The following is an 18998-nucleotide window of genomic DNA, read 5'->3' as shown; positions in this document are numbered from 1 at the left end:
TGAAGAGCCGGAGCCGCAGCGAAAGCGAGTCTGAATAGGGCGAGTTAGTACGTGGACGTAGACCCGAAACCGGGTGATCTACCCCTGTCCAGGGTGAAGGTGCGGTAACACGCACTGGAGGCCCGAACCCACGCACGTTGAAAAGTGCGGGGATGAGGTGGGGGTAGCGGAGAAATTCCAATCGAACTCGGAGATAGCTGGTTCTCCCCGAAATAGCTTTAGGGCTAGCCTCGGAAAACAGAGTCGTGGAGGTAGAGCACTGATTGGGTGCGGGGCCCGCAAGGGTTACCAAGCTCAGTCAAACTCCGAATGCCATAGACTTACTTCCGGGAGTCAGACAGTGAGTGCTAAGATCCATTGTCAAAAGGGAAACAGCCCAGACCATCAGCTAAGGTCCCCAAGTGTGTGTTAAGTGGGAAAGGATGTGGAGTTGCACAGACAACCAGGATGTTGGCTTAGAAGCAGCCACCATTGAAAGAGTGCGTAATAGCTCACTGGTCGAGTGACTCTGCGCCGAAAATGTAACGGGGCTAAACACACCACCGAAGCTATGGCTTGATGCTTGCATCAGGGGTAGGGGAGCGTTGTATAAGGGTTGAAGGTGTACCGTAAGGAGCGCTGGACATTATACAAGTGAGAATGCCGGTATGAGTAACGAAAAGATCAGTGAGAATCTGATCCGCCGAAAGCCTAAGGGTTCCTGAGGAAGGCTCGTCCGCTCAGGGTAAGTCGGGACCTAAGGCGAGGCCGAAAGGCGTAGTCGAAGGACAACAGGTCGAAATTCCTGTACCACCGTAAATCGTTACGAGCGATGGGGGGACGCAGTAGGGTAGTGACGCAGGCTGATGGATGCCTGTCCAAGCAGTAAGGCTGATGTGTAGGCAAATCCGCACATCGTAAGGCTGAGCTGTGATGGGGAGTGAAAATTACAGTAGCGAAGGTCATGATCTCACACTGCCAAGAAAAGCCTCTAGCCAGATGAAGGTGCCCGTACCGCAAACCGACACAGGTAGGCGAGAAGAGAATTCTAAGGCGCGCGGAAGAACTCTCGTTAAGGAACTCGGCAAAATGACCCCGTAACTTCGGGAGAAGGGGTGCCCCGGTAGTGTGAATAGCACGAGGGGGCCGCAGTGAAAAGGCCCAAGCGACTGTTTAGCAAAAACACAGGTCTGTGCGAAGCCGTAAGGCGAAGTATACGGGCTGACGCCTGCCCGGTGCTGGAAGGTTAAGGGGAGCGGTTAGGGAGTAATCCCGAAGCTGTGAACCGAAGCCCCAGTAAACGGCGGCCGTAACTATAACGGTCCTAAGGTAGCGAAATTCCTTGTCAGGTAAATTCTGACCCGCACGAATGGCGTAACGACTTGGGCGCTGTCTCAACGAGAGATCCGGTGAAATTTTAATACCTGTGAAGATGCAGGTTACCCGCGACAAGACGGAAAGACCCCATGGAGCTTTACTGCAGCTTGATATTGAATTTGGGTACGATCTGTACAGGATAGGTGGGAGCCTTTGAAGCATGAGCGCCAGCTTGTGTGGAGGCACCGTTGGGATACCACCCTGATCGTATCTAGGTTCTAACCTGGTGCCCTTAGCGGGTACGGGGACAGTGTCAGGTGGGCAGTTTGACTGGGGCGGTCGCCTCCTAAAGAGTAACGGAGGCGCCCAAAGGTTCCCTCAGAATGGTTGGAAATCATTCGAAGAGTGCAAAGGCATAAGGGAGCTTGACTGCGAGACCTACAAGTCGAGCAGGGACGAAAGTCGGGCTTAGTGATCCGGTGGTACCGCATGGAAGGGCCATCGCTCAACGGATAAAAGCTACCCTGGGGATAACAGGCTTATCTCCCCCAAGAGTCCACATCGACGGGGAGGTTTGGCACCTCGATGTCGGCTCATCGCATCCTGGGGCTGAAGTAGGTCCCAAGGGTTGGGCTGTTCGCCCATTAAAGCGGTACGCGAGCTGGGTTCAGAACGTCGTGAGACAGTTCGGTCCCTATCTGTCGTGGGCGTAGGAAATTTGAGAGGAGCTGTCCTTAGTACGAGAGGACCGGGATGGACGTACCGCTGGTGTACCAGTTGTTCCGCCAGGAGCACCGCTGGGTAGCTATGTACGGACGGGATAAGCGCTGAAAGCATCTAAGCGTGAAGCCCCCCTCAAGATGAGATTTCCCAGTATGTAAGACCCCTTGAAGACGACGAGGTAGATAGGCTGGGGGTGGAAGTGCAGTAATGCATGGAGCTGACCAGTACTAATCGGTCGAGGGCTTATCCAAATAGCAGGTTTTAGTCGCAAGTTTCGTTTCGGATCTAGTTTTCAGAGAATGATCTCTGAAATGAAAATCGGTACAACACTCCAATGTGTGTATGATTTTCAGTTCCACAGACGCTTAACCATTCATCCACACTGATTTGTAGGACCGAATGGGACGCGAATGCATTTGTTACACAAATGCTCGTTTGGTGGCGATGGCGGAGGGGTTCCACACGTACCCATCCCGAACACGACCGTTAAGCCCTCTAGCGCCGATGGTACTTGGACCGAAGGGTCCTGGGAGAGTAGGACGCTGCCAAGCGAAACCCTTTTGGGTGTTTTTAAACTACATAATGTGGCGGCGTAGCTCAGCTGGCTAGAGCGTACGGTTCATACCCGTGAGGTCGGGGGTTCGATCCCCTCTGCCGCTACCATAAAACGCCGGTGTAGCTCAACTGGTAGAGCAACTGACTTGTAATCAGTAGGTTGGGGGTTCAAGTCCTCTCGCCGGCACCATAATACGATATGCGCGTGTGGCGGAATTGGCAGACGCACTAGACTTAGGATCTAGCGTCTTTGACGTGGGGGTTCAAGTCCCTCCACGCGCATCTCTGAATTGTCAGACAGGATCAAGAGTATGTAAGGTAAGTACCTTGCTTTACTCTAGATCCTGTCTGTCTATATTTAGAAACCCTTGATATGGTTCAAGGGTTTTTTCATGTTTTTAATCGCCCCGAAAATCAGTTCATGTAGAAATGGGCTCACGCATAAATGCCCAGGGCATAAGCTGGCGTATAGGTTTATACCTAAACCATGAGCGAAGGGCAGGCGTTAACTTTTGGCGACTTCTTATATGGATTATACGTTACCAACCACACAGTTCACGTATGATGTAAACCAGAATCAATTGTTCAAAAAGGATGAAAATAACTACATCAATTCCCTATCCATTAAACAGTTAAACACATTGGGGAATGCATCTCTGCTGGATATTTATTTAAGTACTGGCAATGTCGTTGAACCTCACATACATCAAAATGCAACAGAGCTGGTCTATTGTATCAGTGGTTCTGCTGTCGTTTCCCTGATCAATCCCTTTACCAACGAATTGTTAAACTTTCCTATTAACCCTGGCCAGGTAGCGAATGTTCCCCAAGGCTGGTGGCATTATGAAGTTGCGACAGTTGATCAGACTCACCTGCTGGCCATTTTCGATGCTCCGGTCCCAGAAGCGATATTTGGTTCAGACATTCTGCGTTTGACGCCTGCAAGTGTGCTGGCCCATACGTATTGTCTGGATGAGAACAAGGTTAAAGAGACTTTAGCTCCTATTCAAAAGACGGTATTCATTGGACCGCCTGCAGATTGTGCAACTCAAGTGTCACCAGCTGCCGATAACATGCCTAAACCAAACAGCCAGCCGAACGTCCAACCAAATGTCCAACCAAACATTCAGCCTTATGTACAGATGCAATACGCGCCAAGTCCGGAATATATTTACCCTGATCCAATGAATCCAACGTATGGGCAAAATCCAAATGCTGCTTATGTACCATCAGAGTCAGATTATATGCCGTACACTGTACAGCGTCCTATTATTGGTAACGGTTGGAGATACTAATTATCCCCCATAATTTTTTGAAATGAATGTCACAGATTCATCTGTTCATTTGTCTTCAGTATGTACACTATAATACGGAGGCGAATGAGATGAGTTTGAGAATGAATTACAGAGTAGCGAATACGGGGGCTTTCAAGGCATTAATGGCCATGGAGCAGTTTGTATCGGGTCAATTTGAAGATAAAGTATTATATGAACTGTTAAAAATCAGAGTTTCACAAATTAATGGCTGTGCCTTCTGTCTTGATATGCATGCCAAAGATCTGATGAAGCTTGGTGATTACTCAGATCATATCCTGCTGCTTAGCGTTTGGCGCGAAGCTCCTTTGTTTACAGAAAAAGAACGTGTTATGCTTGAACTGGCTGAAGCCGTGACCCGAATTGCTGAACAGGGGATTCCTCTGGAATTATACAACAAGGTTCGGGAACACTTTAGTGAAGCGGAACTGGTAGATCTGGTTATGGCAATCAATACCATTAACAACTGGAATCGAATAGCAATCACGACAGGCATGTATCCCGGCTGTTTTAATTAAACCTTTCCAATAACCGCTGCCAGAGGAGGCCTTCATATGAATCCTGATAAACTCACCACTGAACCGGAAGAGTCTTCTCTGGAAGTTGGTGAACTGTATCTCCGTTATAAAGCGTATGCGTTCTCCATTGCTTATCGAATGCTTGGGAGTGCTGTAGAGGCCGAGGATGTCGTACAGGACTGCTTTGCAGGGCTGCAAAGCAAATCTGACGAGGTTATCCGTAATCCAAAATCTTACATTGCCAAACTTGTAGTAAATCGGAGCCTGAATCTGCTGAATTCCGCGCGCAATCAAAGAGAACACTATGTTGGTGAGTGGCTTCCGGAGCCGATAGGCGAGGCAGTGGATCTGCCTGAGCAAACCTATGAGCAGAAAGAGATGATCTCCTATGCCTATCTGGTACTGCTGGAACGTCTGACGCCCGTGGAGAGGGCTGTATTTGTACTTCGAGAAGCCTTTCAGTATGAGTACCGGGAGATTGCTGATTGGCTTGGCAAAACGGAGAGCAATTGCCGACAAATTTTTAGTCGGGCCAGACGTAACCTGCCGGATCAACTTCCCGATAAGGTCCAGACCACCACAGATGATGCTACCAAAGAAGAATTGCTCGCACGTTTCACGACTGCCTTTCTTGCTTATGATGTGACGGCCATGCTCGATCTGCTCTCTGAACAACCTGTATTTACTGCTGACGGTGGTGGGCGAGTACATACGGTGATGAGAACGATGAAGGTTCACAAGGGTGTCCTAGCTCTTCTGACTTCTCGGCGTGTGCTTACCCGATTAAGGGAGCGGGAGTGGGTGCCAACCATCATCAATGGAGAGGTTCAGGTTGCGCTTTTGAACAATGGCAAGGTAAGCGAGGTCATATGCCTTCAGTCCGACTTATCGGGACAACGCATTGACGGGGTCTATTTGGTCGTTAACCCAGATAAACTCAGGACAATTGCAGCAAGAAGTCATTGAACCAGAATGCAGAAATTCAGTAATAATGATAATGAATAAAGCGGCATGCTCCTACAAAAGGAACAGCCGCTTTTTCTGTTATACAAGATCAGATTCAAAACAGGTATAATGCCTTAAACGTGCTTCGGAGTGAAACCCGAATGGGTGTGAATTTGATTCTCGTTATGAGCGTGGTATGATTCTAATGTGTGTTTGATGTCATTTCTAGGACCAATATGGAAGCAATTATTCGGAATTTCCGAAAATAAGTGGGGGAAGCTCTATTGAGACAGCTGAATTATTTTAAAGTTTTTATTTTCCTAAGCGTAGTTACTGTAGTGACAGTAGGACTGTACTTTGCAGCTGCAGACTGGCTGAACCAACGATATTACCGGTTTCTCATCTGGAATCTGTTTTTGGCTTGGATTCCTTTTGTTTTCTCTTTCATATCATATGGCTTCAGTGCATCGAAGTGGAGAGCTGCTCCATGGCTTGCGGTGGCAAGTGGACTCTTATGGTTATTGTTTTTCCCGAATGCGTCTTATATCGTAACGGATCTTGTTCATCTGACGGCGCGAAGCTCCCGTTATTATGCTGGCAACGGTCTGGATTACAAGTACTGGTACGATCTGATTGTTTTACTGATGTTTGTCTGGACAGGGCTGCTGCTTGGTTTTTTGTCCATGTATCAGCTCCAAGAGGTCATACATCGAAAAATGGGAAATGTGGCATCATGGGTCTTTGTATTGGCAGGTTGTGCATTGGGAAGTTACGGTGTCTTGCTCGGCAGGGTCTACCGACTTAATAGCTGGGATGTACTAACTAACCGTGATACACTGTTTAACTTAATGATAGAAAGTATCAGTCGTCCATCGCTTGCGTTTTGCCTGTTTTTTGGCGTATTTATTCTCGCTATCTACGTGACGCTGTATTATCTCATTAATGCAAATTCTACATATAAAAAGTGATAATTAACTGCCGGAGCCTTCTACAGATGTCATGAGAAAAGAATATACTCTCATTAATGTCGCTAATTTAGCGGCTTTTTTATTTTATCGGAAACATTCACCCAGAGAGCAGGATATTTTAGTGATAAAAAAACAAACAAATCCATAAGAAATAGCGTTTATTAAATGATATTGTTTCTTAATAAAGCTATACTTGTATAGTATGGGTGATTAAACTAAATGAGGTGAATATATGAAAAAATTATTGTTAAATAACTTGTTTGTTTATTTGGGATTTTTACTAATAATGATCTTAGTCTTTATATTCGGGTTAAAATATCAACAATATTTACAGTTAGAAGCTCGGAAGACGTATCAACTTCAAGCTAGTATTGTTTTTTCTGTCCTGTTTCCAATGTTCATTGGCGTATTACTCGGTTTGATAAGATTATTAGATTTAATGCGAAAGCCTGGAGAATGGAAAATAAATTGGATTAAACTCTGTATATTCGGCATACCTACACTCTATGTCTCTTTAGTTCCGCTGTTGTATTGGTCTAGTCTACCTATTTCTTATTATGATTTAACCTTGGGTTATCTATTGATCACTTCTGGAACAACACCTCATACCATATGTGGGCTTATATTCGGTTTTTTATTATTTTACGTCTTCGAAAGGAAGGTCATAGAAAGATAGAATCGGGAATATCTAAGTGGTGATGAAAAGAGGAAAATATGAAAAAATCAGACTGGTTTAAAGTAATTTTAATATTCTCACTGCTCGGGAATTTGGCGTTTTTTCAAAATCATGAACGTGCAGGCAGGAAACAAGAAATTAAAAATGAATTATTGAATTCTTCCATTTACAGAGATCTAGCTCAACTTGAAGAGACGATACAGTACCAAATCGATCATAATTGGCAAAATGAAACCCTTGTTACAGAGAAACTTGATGATGCCCTTGATTCTATTCTCTTAAATCACGGAATGGAGGAAGACAATAATAAAGATGATACGTTCTGGGAATTGCTCGAGTACTTGGATAAGTTCAAGTGTAGTGAAGAACTTTTTGATGTGAGCTTAAATGATGAGCAGCGTGCTAATTTCATTTATTTAGGCGAGAAACTCCGTTCAAACGGGTGGAGCTTTGAAAAGGGGTTTGATTTAAAGTGGGATGTATTTGAATCAAAAGTAAAGGGGCTTATAGCGGAATCATAATAGGATAGTGAATAGCTACATATTGAGGGTGATATGGTGTTAAGGGAAGAGGCTATAAAGATAATCATAGAAAATGATATTACGAAACTTACTAGGGATGAACGTGAGGCCATGTTATGGAATTCTTGGGGAATCGATGAACATGACCCTGAGTTTCATCATTTTTCAAAGGAGTTGCAGGAGGAACTCTTAAGTTCAGATGTACCAACACATGATGTAATGGATAACCGTTACAATGAATTGTTATTGAAGGTTACAGAAGGCAGTTTCTACGGAATCCCTAACGAATATTTATCTAAACTCGTCTCAGAAATCGTAGGAAGCCATATTGAAGTTGAAGGCTACGTAGAGAAATTATTACCCTGTCCCTGTTGTCATTACAAAACCTTGGAACAACGAGGGGAATATGATATTTGTCCAGTTTGCTTCTGGGAGGACGATGGTAACAATGACCCCAGCAGGTATAGTGGACCCAACCATATGACCTTGTCAGAAGGCAGGAGTAATTACGAAAAGTATGGCGCTTGCTCTGAAAAGGGTGCTGAATTTGTAACTGATAACCGATATGAAATTTATAACAAGGCTGATTAAGACGGTATATTTCTTTGAAAAAATTAATACAGTAGGTGAATAATAAATGACCGATATAATGGATGCAGCACGTAAAGTGGAAGAACTCATGAATTCTAAGGATTTTTCAGGTGTAGTTTTGTTAAAACAAAACGGACAGACACTCTTGAATCTGAGCCGGGGATACGCGAATCGCAGCGATGAGCTTTTCAACCAGATCGATACCCGGTTTGGAATTGCATCAGGGTGCAAAATCTTCACGGCAGTGAGCATATGTCAACTGATTGAACAAGGCAGGCTGTCATATAACACAAAGCTTGTGGATGCATTAACTACTATTGATTTTCCTCTGTGGAACAAGGAGATTACCGTTCATCACCTATTAACGCACACCTCAGGCATACCGGATTACTTTGACGAAGAGGTCATGGAGGATTTCGCTGAATTGTGGGAAGAGCGGCCCGTCTCTTCCATGCGGAATGGGAGCGACTTTTTACCGATGTTCCAGCATCTGCCGATGAAGGCAGCTCCGGGTGAACGTTTCCACTATAATAATGCGGCATTTATCGTGTTAGGCTTAATTGTGGAAGAACAATCGGGACAACCTTTCACGGAATATGTACAGGAACACATTTTTAAACGTTGCGAAATGACGAATTCCGGTTATTTTTTGACCGATCAGCTTCCACGAAACACAGCAATTGGATATATCGACAACGAGGATGGAACCTGGAACACCAACATATTCTCAATCCCAATCAAGGGCGGGGCCGATGGTGGGGCGTATACAACAGCACCTGATATGATTCGTTTCTGGGATGGACTGTTAACTTATCAGTTATTGAGTGAATCGACAACACAACATTTGATTACACCTCATGTACATGAAGAAGGCGAGACTTACTATGGACGTGGTGTTTGGGTTGATCAAAAAAATGAAGGGATATTCAAAATACATGTCATGGGATTTGATCCTGGCGTGTCGTTCATGTCTTCGGTATATCCTGAACATGCTGCGCAACTGGTCGTTCTCTCCAATAAGGAGTCAGGTCCATATCCGATAACACGTGCAATTGAAGAGACACTTTTTGAGGTGTAACGAAGTAAAAATGTACGCGAGCAACCCCAACCGATCGGAAAATATCCGGTCATGGTTGGGGTTTATACGGGGTTACATATAAACGGATAGATGCGGTTTACAATAGGCTAAGTAGCTGTGGAGCGATCAATCTAGGGAAAACATCCAGCGGAGGCTTTTCCTTTTTTCGTTTGTCGTTCGTCAGGACCGTAACAAGCTCCAGCTCAGGAACAATGTATACAAACTGACCGCCGAATCCACGGGCGTAATAATAGTCAAGTACAGTTATGTTTCGGTCAGCGCTGTTAATGGATGTAGACTCTGACAAATGCGATGGTGTACGTTCTTCACAAAATTCAGATCGTTCATCCCTCTTGCAAGTATCGACCCACCAGTGCCAGCCGTAGCTCCCATGATTCGGTGGTGTCACGGTAATGAAAGCTTCTGTAGAATGGTTAACCAGTTCACTTGAAATCAAACGCTCACCATGCCACATGCCTTCCTGCAAGAAGAGCTGACCGAATTTCAGCAAATCATCGGGCAGCATCTTTAACCCGAAGCCTCCTGTATGCACACCCTGAGGATCACACTCCCAATGATACTCCGTAATCCCTAATGGACCAAATAAATAACGTTCTGCGAATCCAGCTACACTCATTCCAGTATGTTGCATAAGGATGGCCGCAAGAATTTGGGAGACCCCCGAATTGTATTCCATATGGGTTCCGGGTGTATGACTGAGACGTTGTTCCAATGCAAAGTTCACCCAATGCTCTGTGCGTGTCATACGTGGAAACGAATTCTGTCCGCCAAACTCATCCCAGTTGAAGCCGGCTGTCATGGTGAGCAGCTGTTCCAGGGTGATTTGCGATTTGCGAGGGTCAGGATCTGAAACCAGCGCCGGAAAAAAGGCGGACAGTGGGGTTGATGCATCTGGCAGCCAACCGTGATCCATAGCGATACAGATAAGTGCAGACAGCACACTTTTGGTGCAAGAATTGACTTTGGCGATCTGGCTTGCTGCTTCCTGATTACGATAGTGCTTGTATATGTTCTCCCCTTGCATGCTTACGAGACAGCTTCGCAGATCCAATGATGGAATCTGTTGTTGAAAAATAGATTGTACGGATGAAGGATTCATAATGTTCCTTTCTGAGGTTGTTTATAAAATAGGTGTTCATAATATTAGCATAGGAAAGTGCAGAGCTCAAATGTGCTAAAGGAGATGAGATCCATTTAGGCAAAAATATAGACCAAAGGTATAATAGAGTAGATGATTAAAGTAGTTCTCATATCAATAATAACCACTGGGAGGGTACACCTTTGTTCAAAATTGGAAGTCAAGGAACGTTTGAAACGCTGCCTGATTTTGCCATGGCGATCTATAAGGGAGACAATCCTGCCGTAGAAGAAAGGATTAGAGGGGGTATGGACTTGGAAGAACCTATTGCCCTCAGCAAATACATAGCTTTGCCACCGCTAGAGCTTGCTCTGATCACCAATCAAAAGAAGATCGTAGAGCTATTCGTAGAGAACGGCGTCAACCTTAATATGAAAGGTAAGCCGGCTATTCTTACCGCAGCCCGATATGGCGGAGAGGAGGTCATCCGGTATCTGCATCAGAAGGGTGCGAAGTTGACCGGTTTAAACAAGGTGAAATCGAGTGCGTACGATGAAGCCTATTACGGCAACAAAAAGAATATAGCTGTACTGAACGAGCTTGGACTGGATATTCGGAAATATGGTGGGAAAACATTGCGCACAGCAGTGTCTGGCCATGATATGAGAACGATACAGTACTTGCTGGATGAAGGGGTAGACATTAACTATAATGAACCGGATATGGTGTACCCTTATAGGGCAACCCCGCTTACTGTCCCTGCTCGCAACAACAATATGAAGATGGTGCAATTTCTCGTGGAACAGGGGGCAGATGTGACCATTCAGGAAAAGGACGGGGAACGGGCATACACGATTGCGGTTAGTCAAAAAAATGACGAGATGGCCGATTACTTAAAGGCTCACGAACCGAAGGATTTCCATGACTTAAGTAACAAGTTGCATGCGTTAAAGCCTTACAAGCTGCCGAAGGAACTTGTTCGTTTTCTTAACGAAGGGCCGCGGAGAGTGGAATTGCCGGACAACGAATCAGGGATTACATATGTAGATTTCTTTAGTCTGTTAGATACTGTAGAGATGAAGTTGGGCAGACAGAAACTACTTCGTTTATCCGCGGATGTAGATCAATACTCCCATATTCATCTGGTCTGGAATCCCAGTAAAAAGCTTATTGGTTTCGTTGATATAGAACATCAGGAATATGGGAATATAGCTCCCCTTTCTGATATAGTTGTTGATTCTGGGAAGAAAATATCTGAATTTTTAAATAATATGTAATTGGAAGAGCCTGATTCTCTTAGTAGAAACAGGCTTTTTTTATTATTCAGCCATTTGACCAGTTTGTATATCAAGCTTCTGGGGTGAAGACCGGAATGCCATCATAGCCAATCAATGCTGGGAGAGATCATGTTCTTCCTTGATCATGGACAATTCCGACAAGGATATGGTCCTGCCCGATCTTTTCAAATACCAGACGCAGTGTATGCCAATCTCTTCCCTCGGCGTCTGTGCCTTTAACATGGAATTCAACAAAATCATGATTGGCCACAGGATATATCTCGTGTAAATTGCCAGGATGAGCATCTTGGCCAAGAAGGACATTCACGGCGTTTTCGCCATCATGAATAAAGTCCTTATTATACACATATTTAAGATGATAATCGGCATAGGTCATTTTGATTTTATCATCATCATGATCAGGTACGGTTCGCCATACATATCTGGTCGGATCTCTCAGTAGGTTGCTAATCTCATCTGGTGAGAACACCAGATCATTAACTGGGTCTATGTTGGCAAAAGGGGAGAATCGGACTCCATCCTCTGAAACCCATGAAGCTACAGTCTCCATGTCTTTTTCTTGAAGAGCTTTAATAATGCTTGTGGATGCTTCAGTAACGGACAGTGGTTGACCCTCCTGTGGTTCACTGGACTTCTTGTTAGTTCGGACTCCTTGTGATAATGCTTCAATTTCCGCCACTGGATTGCTGTCCATCTGAATTTCCTGTTGCTTCTGCATATTATCTGTAGTTTGAATCTCCGAACGCTCATCAGGAGCTGAACTATAGGCTGCCAGAGCTAAAGTGACGATAATCCCGAGTGCGAGATATGTGATTGTATTCCACTTCAAATGATAATCCCACCTTTCCGTCCTTATATGTTCTTACCCGCATATACGCCGTGACTCACAAGAAAATACAAACAGACCAAGGAAGAAAGATATGCACAGCCCCCCCTTTAACAGCATGATCTCAGTACTCCGGGCATACATTACAACAATGAGATGTTCGCCCATAAGGAGGAAAAAATTAGCATGATCAATCCGATTTTGCAAATCCCGAATATTCAGCTCGCGGGTGATTCCACTGCTGTACTGAACTATCAGCGAGATCCGCGAAATTATGTTACGCAGTTATTCGGGGAACAACTGCCAACCATTCAGAATGGCTTTTTCAATGTGCACATGAGCAAGGGGATTATTGTTCAGCCTCACTGGCATACCAATACGACGGAAATGATTGTTCTGATTAGTGGAGAGATTACAACATCCGTGTTTGATCCTTTTGCCCGCAGGCGAATTAATTATCATTTGAAACCCGGCCAAGTCTCCATCTTCCCCAAAGGATGGTTTCACTGGTTTGTGGCAGATACAGACGATGTTCACTTGCTGACCATCTTTGATCAGCCGACGCCTGATATTGTGCTGGGAGCGGACTTCCTGGCTGCAACACCTCCTGAAGTGGCGCATAGAGCCTACTGCATTGACGAAGAAGCCTATGCCCAATCGGTTGCATCCATACAAAATGATGCGATCCTGGGGCCGCCAATTGGTTGTGGGGAGACCATTTCGGACCAAGTGAGCCCAGCATCCAAAACCAAAGGATGAATTTAGTCACATTGCAGATTATGGCAAAGCCTGCGACCAGTATACGTGTCTGGTTGCGGGCTTTTGTTTTGCACAAATATACACATGCAAGATTCTTGGTTAATATAGAATTAGCTTATAACCATACATAGGGTTAAAGGAGGGGAACATGGATGACGACAATGGATACGGTATTGCTGGAAAAAGCGATGAGTTATGCGCCTATTTTGATGTTTGATCAGAACGAACCGTTTTATCCGGATCTGGTTGGTATTTCACTGCTCGAGAAACCGGGTCCTTCACCTTCGTTTAGGCGGGAGATCCTTTTCCCGGTTGAGGCGGTGCAATTTGTGATTGAGTATGCGATATGGTGGGATTATGAGATTGGGCACCTGTATGAAATGGAACATGTATGGATCTATGTGGGTCATGATGGAGAGGTAGTGGATTGTGAAGCCAGTTTTCATGGAAAAGTACTGCGCGGAATGCTGAAGGATCGGGTGAATATGGTTGATCGTCACGTCTGTCTCTATTCACAGCCAGGTAAGCACGCGTTCTCCCCGCTTCCTGTCGTGTTTGAGCTGCTTCCCGATTTGTATTCAGCTGCAGGTATCCAAGCCGGATGTGACGGCCTATTGGTAAACGACTTGTTCCAAAATGATTATGAGACCAATGAAGTCATTGATGCAAGGGTAAGGAAATATCTCCAGACCAAAGCCTTTGTGCCGACAATGCAGTTTGAGGAGTACATACTTGGACCGGAGAAGTTCATCCTATGGGACGAGTTATTTGAGATAATTCCACAGCGAATCAGGAGCCGTCTGCTGGAGCTGGAGCAAATGTATGGAACATTATGAGCTTTCTGCAGCGCAAAGTTTTACAAGAGTATAACAAAAAAAATAACTAAAGCAATAATCGCGATCAAGATCAATAATAAGTGCTTCTTTTCCTAATCAGGAGTAGAAGCACTTGTTTGTGTTAAGGAGTTATTTAACTTTTAAAAATGAGATCCATAAATCGGTTGGCCGCCAGGGAAATAGGCATATTCCGTTTGGTCATAATCCCCACATGGGAAGGGGGAAGAGGGACATCGAGCTGAATTTCAAACAGTGAACCTTCTTCCAGCTCTTTGGAAATAAATTCACGGGTTACATAGGAAATACCCAATCCCCGCCGTGCAAATTCAATGAGCAGATCCACACTTCCGACCTCAATTTCAGGCTTCAGTGTGTAACCGTAGCTATTAAACAATTCCGTAATGGCCATACGAACCCGGCTGTTCCGCGAGAAGAGAATAAGCTGATGTTCAAGCAGCATATCCAGTGTCATCACTTTGTCCTTCAACTGGGCATAACGTTCGCCCGCGACGAAGCAATCCTTGAGCTGTATGCTTTCACGGACCTCCAGCTGTGGATCAACAATGGGCATCCGTACAACACCGAGATCAATTTTGCCCTCTTTCAGAAACGTAATGACTTCCGGCGTTGTTCCATGACTTAGATGCAGCTTAATGTTGGGATAGAGTGTATGGAATTCTTCCAGGTAAGCAAGCATGTAATGTTTGAACAAGGAGTCACTGCCGCCGATTCGAAGCTCTCCACTGTCCAGACTTTTCAATGCAGCCATTTTCTCTTCTGCTAGAGAAATCAGAATCTGGGATTGTTCAATATAGGAATATAGGCTAACGCCTTCCTGCGTCAATGCCACCCCTTTGGAATTCCGATAAAACAACGTAAGGCCGAAACTTTCCTCCAACTGCTTGATGGCATGGCTGACACTGGGTTGAGTGATATAGAGTGCCTTGGCAGCTTGAGTCAAACTTCCGGTTTTGGCAGCCCAATAAAAGACTTTATATAACTCATAATTTGTTGTCATAGATATTGTCTATAGCTCCTGTGAAATATATTAATTACTTGTATGGCTATAAAACGTATTATAGTGTAACTACAGAAAAGAAACCAGAGTTACTTGGAAGGAGAACGGTGAAATGGAACCAACGAGCATTATTTTATTTGGTGCTACTGGCGATTTAGCCAAAAGAAAAATATATCCTGCCTTATACAATTTATATATTGAGCAGAAACTTCCTGAAACCTTCTCACTGATTGGCCTGGGCCGCAGAGAATGGTCTGATGAATTTTTTCAGGCACAAGTTGAAAAGTCACTGAATGAATTCTCTAGACGCAAACCGGATCCAGAACGTGTGAAGTCATTCGTGCAGGCTTTTCGATACAATGTATTGAATATTAGCCATAAGGAAGATTATATACAGCTGTTAAAATTGGTTGAACAGAGAGAAGCAGAGCTGGGCATTCCGTCCAATCGCCTGTTCTATCTGTCTGTCGGCCCAGAATTCTTCGAACCGATCGCCGAAAATATCCAAAGCAGCGGACTTGGATCCACTGAAGGCTGGAAGAGACTCGTAATTGAGAAACCGTTCGGTCATGATCTGCAATCGGCCCGTGATCTTAATCGCAAACTGAGTGAGGCGTTCACGGAAGAAGAGATCTATCGGATTGACCATTATCTCGGCAAACCGATGGTACAGCGTTTGGAAACCTTGCATCAGAGCAATCCGATCATGAAAGCATTGTGGAACAACCGTTACATCTCCAACGTGCAAATCACGGCTAACGAGACTGTTGGCGTGGAGGAACGTGCTTCTTATTATGATCATGTAGGAGCCGTGCGGGATATGTTCCAGAATCACATGCTGCAATTGCTCATGATGATGGCCATCCAGCTTCCATACAACAGCACGACCGAAAAGGTTGGGCAGAAGAAAAAGCATATTATGGAATCGATCGAGCCGCTGCAGAAACAAAATGTGGGTGCAAGCGTGATTCGTGGACAATATGCTGAAGGATCCATCCAAGGCAAAGCGGTAAGCGCGTATGCTGCCGAGCCGGGCGTTGCCGAAAATACAATGAACGATACCTTTATTGCTGCGAAATTGCAGATTGATGATTTCTTCTGGCGCGGGGTTCCATTCTACATCCGCACAGGTAAACGAATGAAGGAGAAATCAACACGTATCGTCATCGAATTCAAGGAACCGTCTGGTCAATCCAATGCAGCGAAGAGTAATGGCTCTAAGCCAAACCTGCTTGTCATTGAAATGAGTCCTGACCAAAGCATGACACTTCAGCTCAATGCGAGCGACCCTCAGAACAAAGGGGAATTCAAGCCGGTTCACATTGATTTGGCACCTGATCGGGAAGATCTGGCCGAAGCATATGAGAACCTGATTCGTGACGCCCTCCAAGGGGATCCAACGTTCTTCGCTCATTGGGATGAAGTTGAATTGTCCTGGGCTTGGGTTCAACCAATCTTGGAGGCATTTGAGGAAAATCTGCTGCCGCTTCATCTCTACCCTGCAGGCAGCTATGGTCCTGTGGAATCAGACGAGATGCTTGCTGCCGAAGGTCATCATTGGTGGTTCGATGAGCCGTCAGAACAATTCGCTGAAGATGCACTGGCTGCACCACTCGCTGTAAATTCAAACTTGTAATTCAAAAAACAAATTAACTGGAGGGTTTTAACATGAAATTTTTCATCGATACAGCAAACTTGGAAGACATCAAAAAAGCATACAAAATCGGCGTCCTGTCCGGTGTAACAACTAACCCATCATTGGTAGCCAAAGAAGGCATTAAATTTGAAGATCGCATTGAGGAAATCTTGCGTGAAGTACCTGAAGTTGAATCCGTATCTGCAGAAGTAACACCGGATGCCCTTACAGCTGAAGAAATGATCGCTCAAGCGAACGAACTGATCAAAATCAACAATAACGACAAAAACATTACAATTAAGCTGCCAATGACACTTGCAGGACTTGAAGCTTGCCGTTACCTCACCAAAAAAGGTGTGAAAACGAACGTAACGCTGATCTTCACTGTGAATCAGGCACTCCTTGCAGCACGCGCAGGCGCTACTTATGTATCTCCATTCCTCGGACGTCTGGATGATATTTCGGAAGATGGTGTTCAATTGGTTGCCAAAGTAGCTGAATTGTTCCGTACACATAACCTGGATGCGCAAATTATTGCAGCTTCCGTAAGACATCCAGACCACGTTACACGTGTAGCTATGGCTGGAGCACATATTGCTACGGTTCCATTCTCTGTCATTGAACAAATTTCCAAACACCCACTGACGGATCAAGGCATGGATAAATTCGCAGCGGACTGGAAAAAAACAGTTCAATAAGGGTAACTTCTGATTAGCGAATTCAATCAGACTTAACGTTTCCTATAAAACAAAGAGCATGGGGAGGACATAATGAGTAAACAACAGATTGGTGTTATTGGACTTGCAGTAATGGGCAAAAACTTGGCCCTGAATATCGAAAGTAAGGGATTTTCCGTATCGGTGTTCAACCGTTCGCCGGAGAAAACGAATGATCTTCTGAAAGAAGCTGAGGGAAAAAACCTGACTGGTGCGTTCTCCATTGAAGAGTTCGTGGCATCCCTGGAATCCCCGCGCAAAATTCTGATCATGGTTCAAGCCGGTAAAGCGACTGACGCGACGATTGAACAATTGCTGCCTCATCTGGATGAGGGCGATATCATTATTGATGGAGGTAACGCCTACTTCCCTGACACGCAACGTCGCAGCAAAGAGCTGGAAGAGAAAGGATTCCGTTTCATTGGCGCTGGTGTATCCGGCGGCGAAGAAGGCGCACTGAAAGGCCCGGCAATCATGCCAGGTGGTCAAGAAAGTGCATACGAACTGGTTGAACCGATTCTGACAGCGATCTCTGCCAAGGTTGGCGATGATGCCTGCAGCACATACATCGGACCAGATGGTGCCGGACACTACGTCAAAATGGTGCACAACGGTATTGAATACGGAGATATGCAGCTGATTGGTGAAGCCTACCACCTGCTCAAATCGGTTCTGAATGTTTCCGTTGAGGAGCTGCACGAAATCTTCACAGAGTGGAATCAAGGCGAACTGGACAGCTATCTGATCGAGATTACGGCGGATATCTTCTCCAAATACGATCCGGAAACCGGCAAACCGATGGTTGACGTTATTCTGGATGCGGCCGGACAAAAAGGTACAGGCAAATGGACAAGCCAAAGCGCGCTGGATCTCGGCGTACCGTTGTCCATGATTACAGAATCCGTATTCTCCCGTTTCCTGTCCGCGATGAAGGACGAGCGTGTAGCTGCGAGCAAAATCCTGAATGGACCGAAAGCCGAAGCGTTCTCTGGCGATAAAAAAGCGTTCATTGAAAGTGTACGCAAAGCATTGTTCGCAAGTAAAATCGTGTCCTATGCACAAGGCTTTGCCCAAATGCGTGCGGCTTCCGACGAGTATGGCTGGGATCTGAAATACGGTAACATCGCCATGATCTTCCGCGGCGGCTGCATTATCCGTTCACAGTTCCTGCAAAACATCAAAGAAGCTTATGACAAAGATGCAGAACTCAAAAACCTGCTTCTGGATCCATACTTCCAAAATATCGTTGAATCCTACCAGGATGCGTGGCGTGAAGTTGTAGCAGCTGCTGTAAAACAAGGTATTCCGGTACCTGGCTTCTCCAGCGCGCTTTCCTACTACGACAGCTACCGTACAGAGCGTTTGCCTGCAAACCTGCTGCAAGCGCAGCGTGACTACTTCGGTGCTCACACCTTCAAACGTGTGGACAAAGAAGGATCATTCCACTTCCAATGGATGGATACAAACGAGTAAATCTGTTGATTCAATGTACTGAACAGAACAAGCAAGCATGCTTGCATCGTTTAGAAGTGTTATATTCTAGACGAATGCAGGCATGTTTTTTTATTTTAACTAGGTACCATACTACTCAATAGTATCGATTGCGAGTGGTTGGAATTTAAGCAT

General features: G+C 45.1%; 16 protein-coding genes, 3 tRNA genes and 2 rRNA genes (1 of these 21 running past the window's edge). 18 read left to right on the top strand and 3 right to left on the bottom strand.

The window, feature by feature from the left end; genetic code table 11:
* The 12 genes from AC3RCI_RS18325 to AC3RCI_RS18270 form a co-directional block, all read left to right on the top strand.
* A 23S ribosomal RNA gene (locus AC3RCI_RS18325) occupies window positions 1-2270 on the top strand; it begins 657 nt to the left of the window's first position.
* A 183-nt stretch (window positions 2271-2453) separates the two neighbouring features.
* A 5S ribosomal RNA gene (gene rrf / locus AC3RCI_RS18320) occupies window positions 2454-2570 on the top strand.
* 35 nt (window positions 2571-2605) lie between these two features.
* Window positions 2606-2682, top strand: a tRNA-Met gene (locus AC3RCI_RS18315).
* A 6-nt stretch (window positions 2683-2688) separates the two neighbouring features.
* Window positions 2689-2764, top strand: a tRNA-Thr gene (locus AC3RCI_RS18310).
* An 11-nt stretch (window positions 2765-2775) separates the two neighbouring features.
* A tRNA-Leu gene (locus tag AC3RCI_RS18305) sits at window positions 2776-2856 on the top strand.
* 230 nt (window positions 2857-3086) lie between these two features.
* Window positions 3087-3869 carry a cupin domain-containing protein gene (locus AC3RCI_RS18300; protein WP_336782055.1) on the top strand — a complete coding sequence of 261 codons (783 nt, stop codon included), beginning with the start codon at window positions 3087-3089 and terminating at the stop codon, window positions 3867-3869.
* 89 nt (window positions 3870-3958) lie between these two features.
* The gene (locus tag AC3RCI_RS18295; RefSeq protein ID WP_492525896.1) at window positions 3959-4405 is read left to right on the top strand and encodes a carboxymuconolactone decarboxylase family protein; all 447 of its coding nucleotides are present in this window, start codon (window positions 3959-3961) and stop codon (window positions 4403-4405) included.
* 36 nt (window positions 4406-4441) lie between these two features.
* On the top strand, window positions 4442-5371 hold the full coding sequence (locus AC3RCI_RS18290; RefSeq protein WP_492525894.1) for a sigma-70 family RNA polymerase sigma factor: 930 nt from the start codon (window positions 4442-4444) through the stop codon (window positions 5369-5371).
* 263 nt (window positions 5372-5634) lie between these two features.
* Window positions 5635-6318, top strand: a complete 684-nt coding sequence (locus tag AC3RCI_RS18285; protein ID WP_336782052.1) for a DUF1361 domain-containing protein — start codon at window positions 5635-5637, stop codon at window positions 6316-6318.
* A 714-nt stretch (window positions 6319-7032) separates the two neighbouring features.
* Complete coding sequence (locus AC3RCI_RS18280) at window positions 7033-7515, top strand: hypothetical protein (protein WP_492525892.1); 483 nt, start codon at window positions 7033-7035, stop codon at window positions 7513-7515.
* 111 nt (window positions 7516-7626) lie between these two features.
* Window positions 7627-8106, top strand: coding sequence for a CPCC family cysteine-rich protein (locus tag AC3RCI_RS18275; RefSeq protein WP_492525891.1), 480 nt, complete (start codon window positions 7627-7629; stop codon window positions 8104-8106).
* Window positions 8107-8152: 46 nt separating this feature from the next.
* A complete protein-coding gene (locus tag AC3RCI_RS18270) occupies window positions 8153-9184 on the top strand; it encodes a serine hydrolase domain-containing protein (RefSeq protein ID WP_492525890.1) in 1032 nt (343 codons plus the stop codon).
* A gap of 97 nt (window positions 9185-9281) precedes the next feature.
* Here the strand turns inward: AC3RCI_RS18270 and AC3RCI_RS18265 are convergent, their stop codons facing one another.
* The gene (locus AC3RCI_RS18265; protein ID WP_492525889.1) at window positions 9282-10304 is read right to left on the bottom strand and encodes a serine hydrolase domain-containing protein; all 1023 of its coding nucleotides are present in this window, start codon (window positions 10302-10304) and stop codon (window positions 9282-9284) included.
* A 182-nt stretch (window positions 10305-10486) separates the two neighbouring features.
* Here AC3RCI_RS18265 and AC3RCI_RS18260 point away from each other — a divergent pair, with 182 nt between their 5' ends.
* Window positions 10487-11560 carry an ankyrin repeat domain-containing protein gene (locus tag AC3RCI_RS18260; RefSeq protein WP_492525888.1) on the top strand — a complete coding sequence of 358 codons (1074 nt, stop codon included), beginning with the start codon at window positions 10487-10489 and terminating at the stop codon, window positions 11558-11560.
* A 127-nt stretch (window positions 11561-11687) separates the two neighbouring features.
* Here AC3RCI_RS18260 and AC3RCI_RS18255 read toward each other — a convergent pair whose 3' ends face one another.
* Complete coding sequence (locus AC3RCI_RS18255; RefSeq protein ID WP_492525886.1) at window positions 11688-12410, bottom strand: hypothetical protein; 723 nt, start codon at window positions 12408-12410, stop codon at window positions 11688-11690.
* 183 nt (window positions 12411-12593) lie between these two features.
* On the opposite strand from AC3RCI_RS18255, the gene AC3RCI_RS18250 reads away from it, so the two are divergent.
* Together AC3RCI_RS18250 and AC3RCI_RS18245 are read left to right on the top strand one after the other, a co-directional pair.
* The gene (locus AC3RCI_RS18250) at window positions 12594-13166 is read left to right on the top strand and encodes a cupin domain-containing protein (protein WP_492525884.1); all 573 of its coding nucleotides are present in this window, start codon (window positions 12594-12596) and stop codon (window positions 13164-13166) included.
* 152 nt (window positions 13167-13318) lie between these two features.
* Window positions 13319-14002 (top strand): hypothetical protein, encoded by a 684-nt coding sequence (locus AC3RCI_RS18245; RefSeq protein WP_492525882.1) that lies wholly within the window; start codon window positions 13319-13321, stop codon window positions 14000-14002.
* Window positions 14003-14135: 133 nt separating this feature from the next.
* On the opposite strand, the gene AC3RCI_RS18240 is transcribed toward AC3RCI_RS18245, so the two are convergent.
* A complete protein-coding gene (locus tag AC3RCI_RS18240; RefSeq protein WP_095286386.1) occupies window positions 14136-15020 on the bottom strand; it encodes a LysR family transcriptional regulator in 885 nt (294 codons plus the stop codon).
* 112 nt (window positions 15021-15132) lie between these two features.
* Here AC3RCI_RS18240 and zwf point away from each other — a divergent pair, with 112 nt between their 5' ends.
* The 3 genes from zwf to gnd all read left to right on the top strand — a co-directional run bounded on the left by zwf (window position 15133) and on the right by gnd (window position 18845).
* Window positions 15133-16656 carry a glucose-6-phosphate dehydrogenase gene (zwf, locus tag AC3RCI_RS18235; RefSeq protein ID WP_154893757.1) on the top strand — a complete coding sequence of 508 codons (1524 nt, stop codon included), beginning with the start codon at window positions 15133-15135 and terminating at the stop codon, window positions 16654-16656.
* Between the two features lie 32 nt (window positions 16657-16688).
* The gene (gene fsa / locus AC3RCI_RS18230) at window positions 16689-17354 is read left to right on the top strand and encodes a fructose-6-phosphate aldolase (RefSeq protein WP_095357317.1); all 666 of its coding nucleotides are present in this window, start codon (window positions 16689-16691) and stop codon (window positions 17352-17354) included.
* Window positions 17355-17426: 72 nt separating this feature from the next.
* Window positions 17427-18845 (top strand): NADP-dependent phosphogluconate dehydrogenase, encoded by a 1419-nt coding sequence (gnd, locus tag AC3RCI_RS18225; RefSeq protein WP_153979094.1) that lies wholly within the window; start codon window positions 17427-17429, stop codon window positions 18843-18845.
* The last annotated feature ends 153 nt before the right edge of the window (window positions 18846-18998 follow it).

It is taken from the genome of Paenibacillus sp. MT124 (assembly GCF_058792755.1).
This window is presented reverse-complemented; position numbering and strand designations above follow the sequence as displayed.

What these genes read in the sequence shown, in the direction of transcription:
- AC3RCI_RS18295 (WP_492525896.1), top strand. Translation starts at nt 3,959, where the DNA reads ATGAGTTTGAGAATGAATTACAGAGTAGCGAATACGGGGGCTTTCAAG.
- AC3RCI_RS18290 (WP_492525894.1), top strand. Translation starts at nt 4,442, where the DNA reads ATGAATCCTGATAAACTCACCACTGAACCGGAAGAGTCTTCTCTGGAA.
- AC3RCI_RS18280 (WP_492525892.1), top strand. Translation starts at nt 7,033, where the DNA reads ATGAAAAAATCAGACTGGTTTAAAGTAATTTTAATATTCTCACTGCTC.
- AC3RCI_RS18275 (WP_492525891.1), top strand. Translation starts at nt 7,627, where the DNA reads ATGTTATGGAATTCTTGGGGAATCGATGAACATGACCCTGAGTTTCAT.
- AC3RCI_RS18270 (WP_492525890.1), top strand. Translation starts at nt 8,153, where the DNA reads ATGACCGATATAATGGATGCAGCACGTAAAGTGGAAGAACTCATGAAT.
- AC3RCI_RS18265 (WP_492525889.1), bottom strand. Translation starts at nt 10,304, where the DNA reads ATGAATCCTTCATCCGTACAATCTATTTTTCAACAACAGATTCCATCA.
- AC3RCI_RS18250 (WP_492525884.1), top strand. Translation starts at nt 12,594, where the DNA reads ATGATCAATCCGATTTTGCAAATCCCGAATATTCAGCTCGCGGGTGAT.
- AC3RCI_RS18245 (WP_492525882.1), top strand. Translation starts at nt 13,319, where the DNA reads ATGACGACAATGGATACGGTATTGCTGGAAAAAGCGATGAGTTATGCG.
- AC3RCI_RS18240 (WP_095286386.1), bottom strand. Translation starts at nt 15,020, where the DNA reads ATGACAACAAATTATGAGTTATATAAAGTCTTTTATTGGGCTGCCAAA.
- zwf (WP_154893757.1), top strand. Translation starts at nt 15,133, where the DNA reads ATGGAACCAACGAGCATTATTTTATTTGGTGCTACTGGCGATTTAGCC.
- fsa (WP_095357317.1), top strand. Translation starts at nt 16,689, where the DNA reads ATGAAATTTTTCATCGATACAGCAAACTTGGAAGACATCAAAAAAGCA.
- gnd (WP_153979094.1), top strand. Translation starts at nt 17,427, where the DNA reads ATGAGTAAACAACAGATTGGTGTTATTGGACTTGCAGTAATGGGCAAA.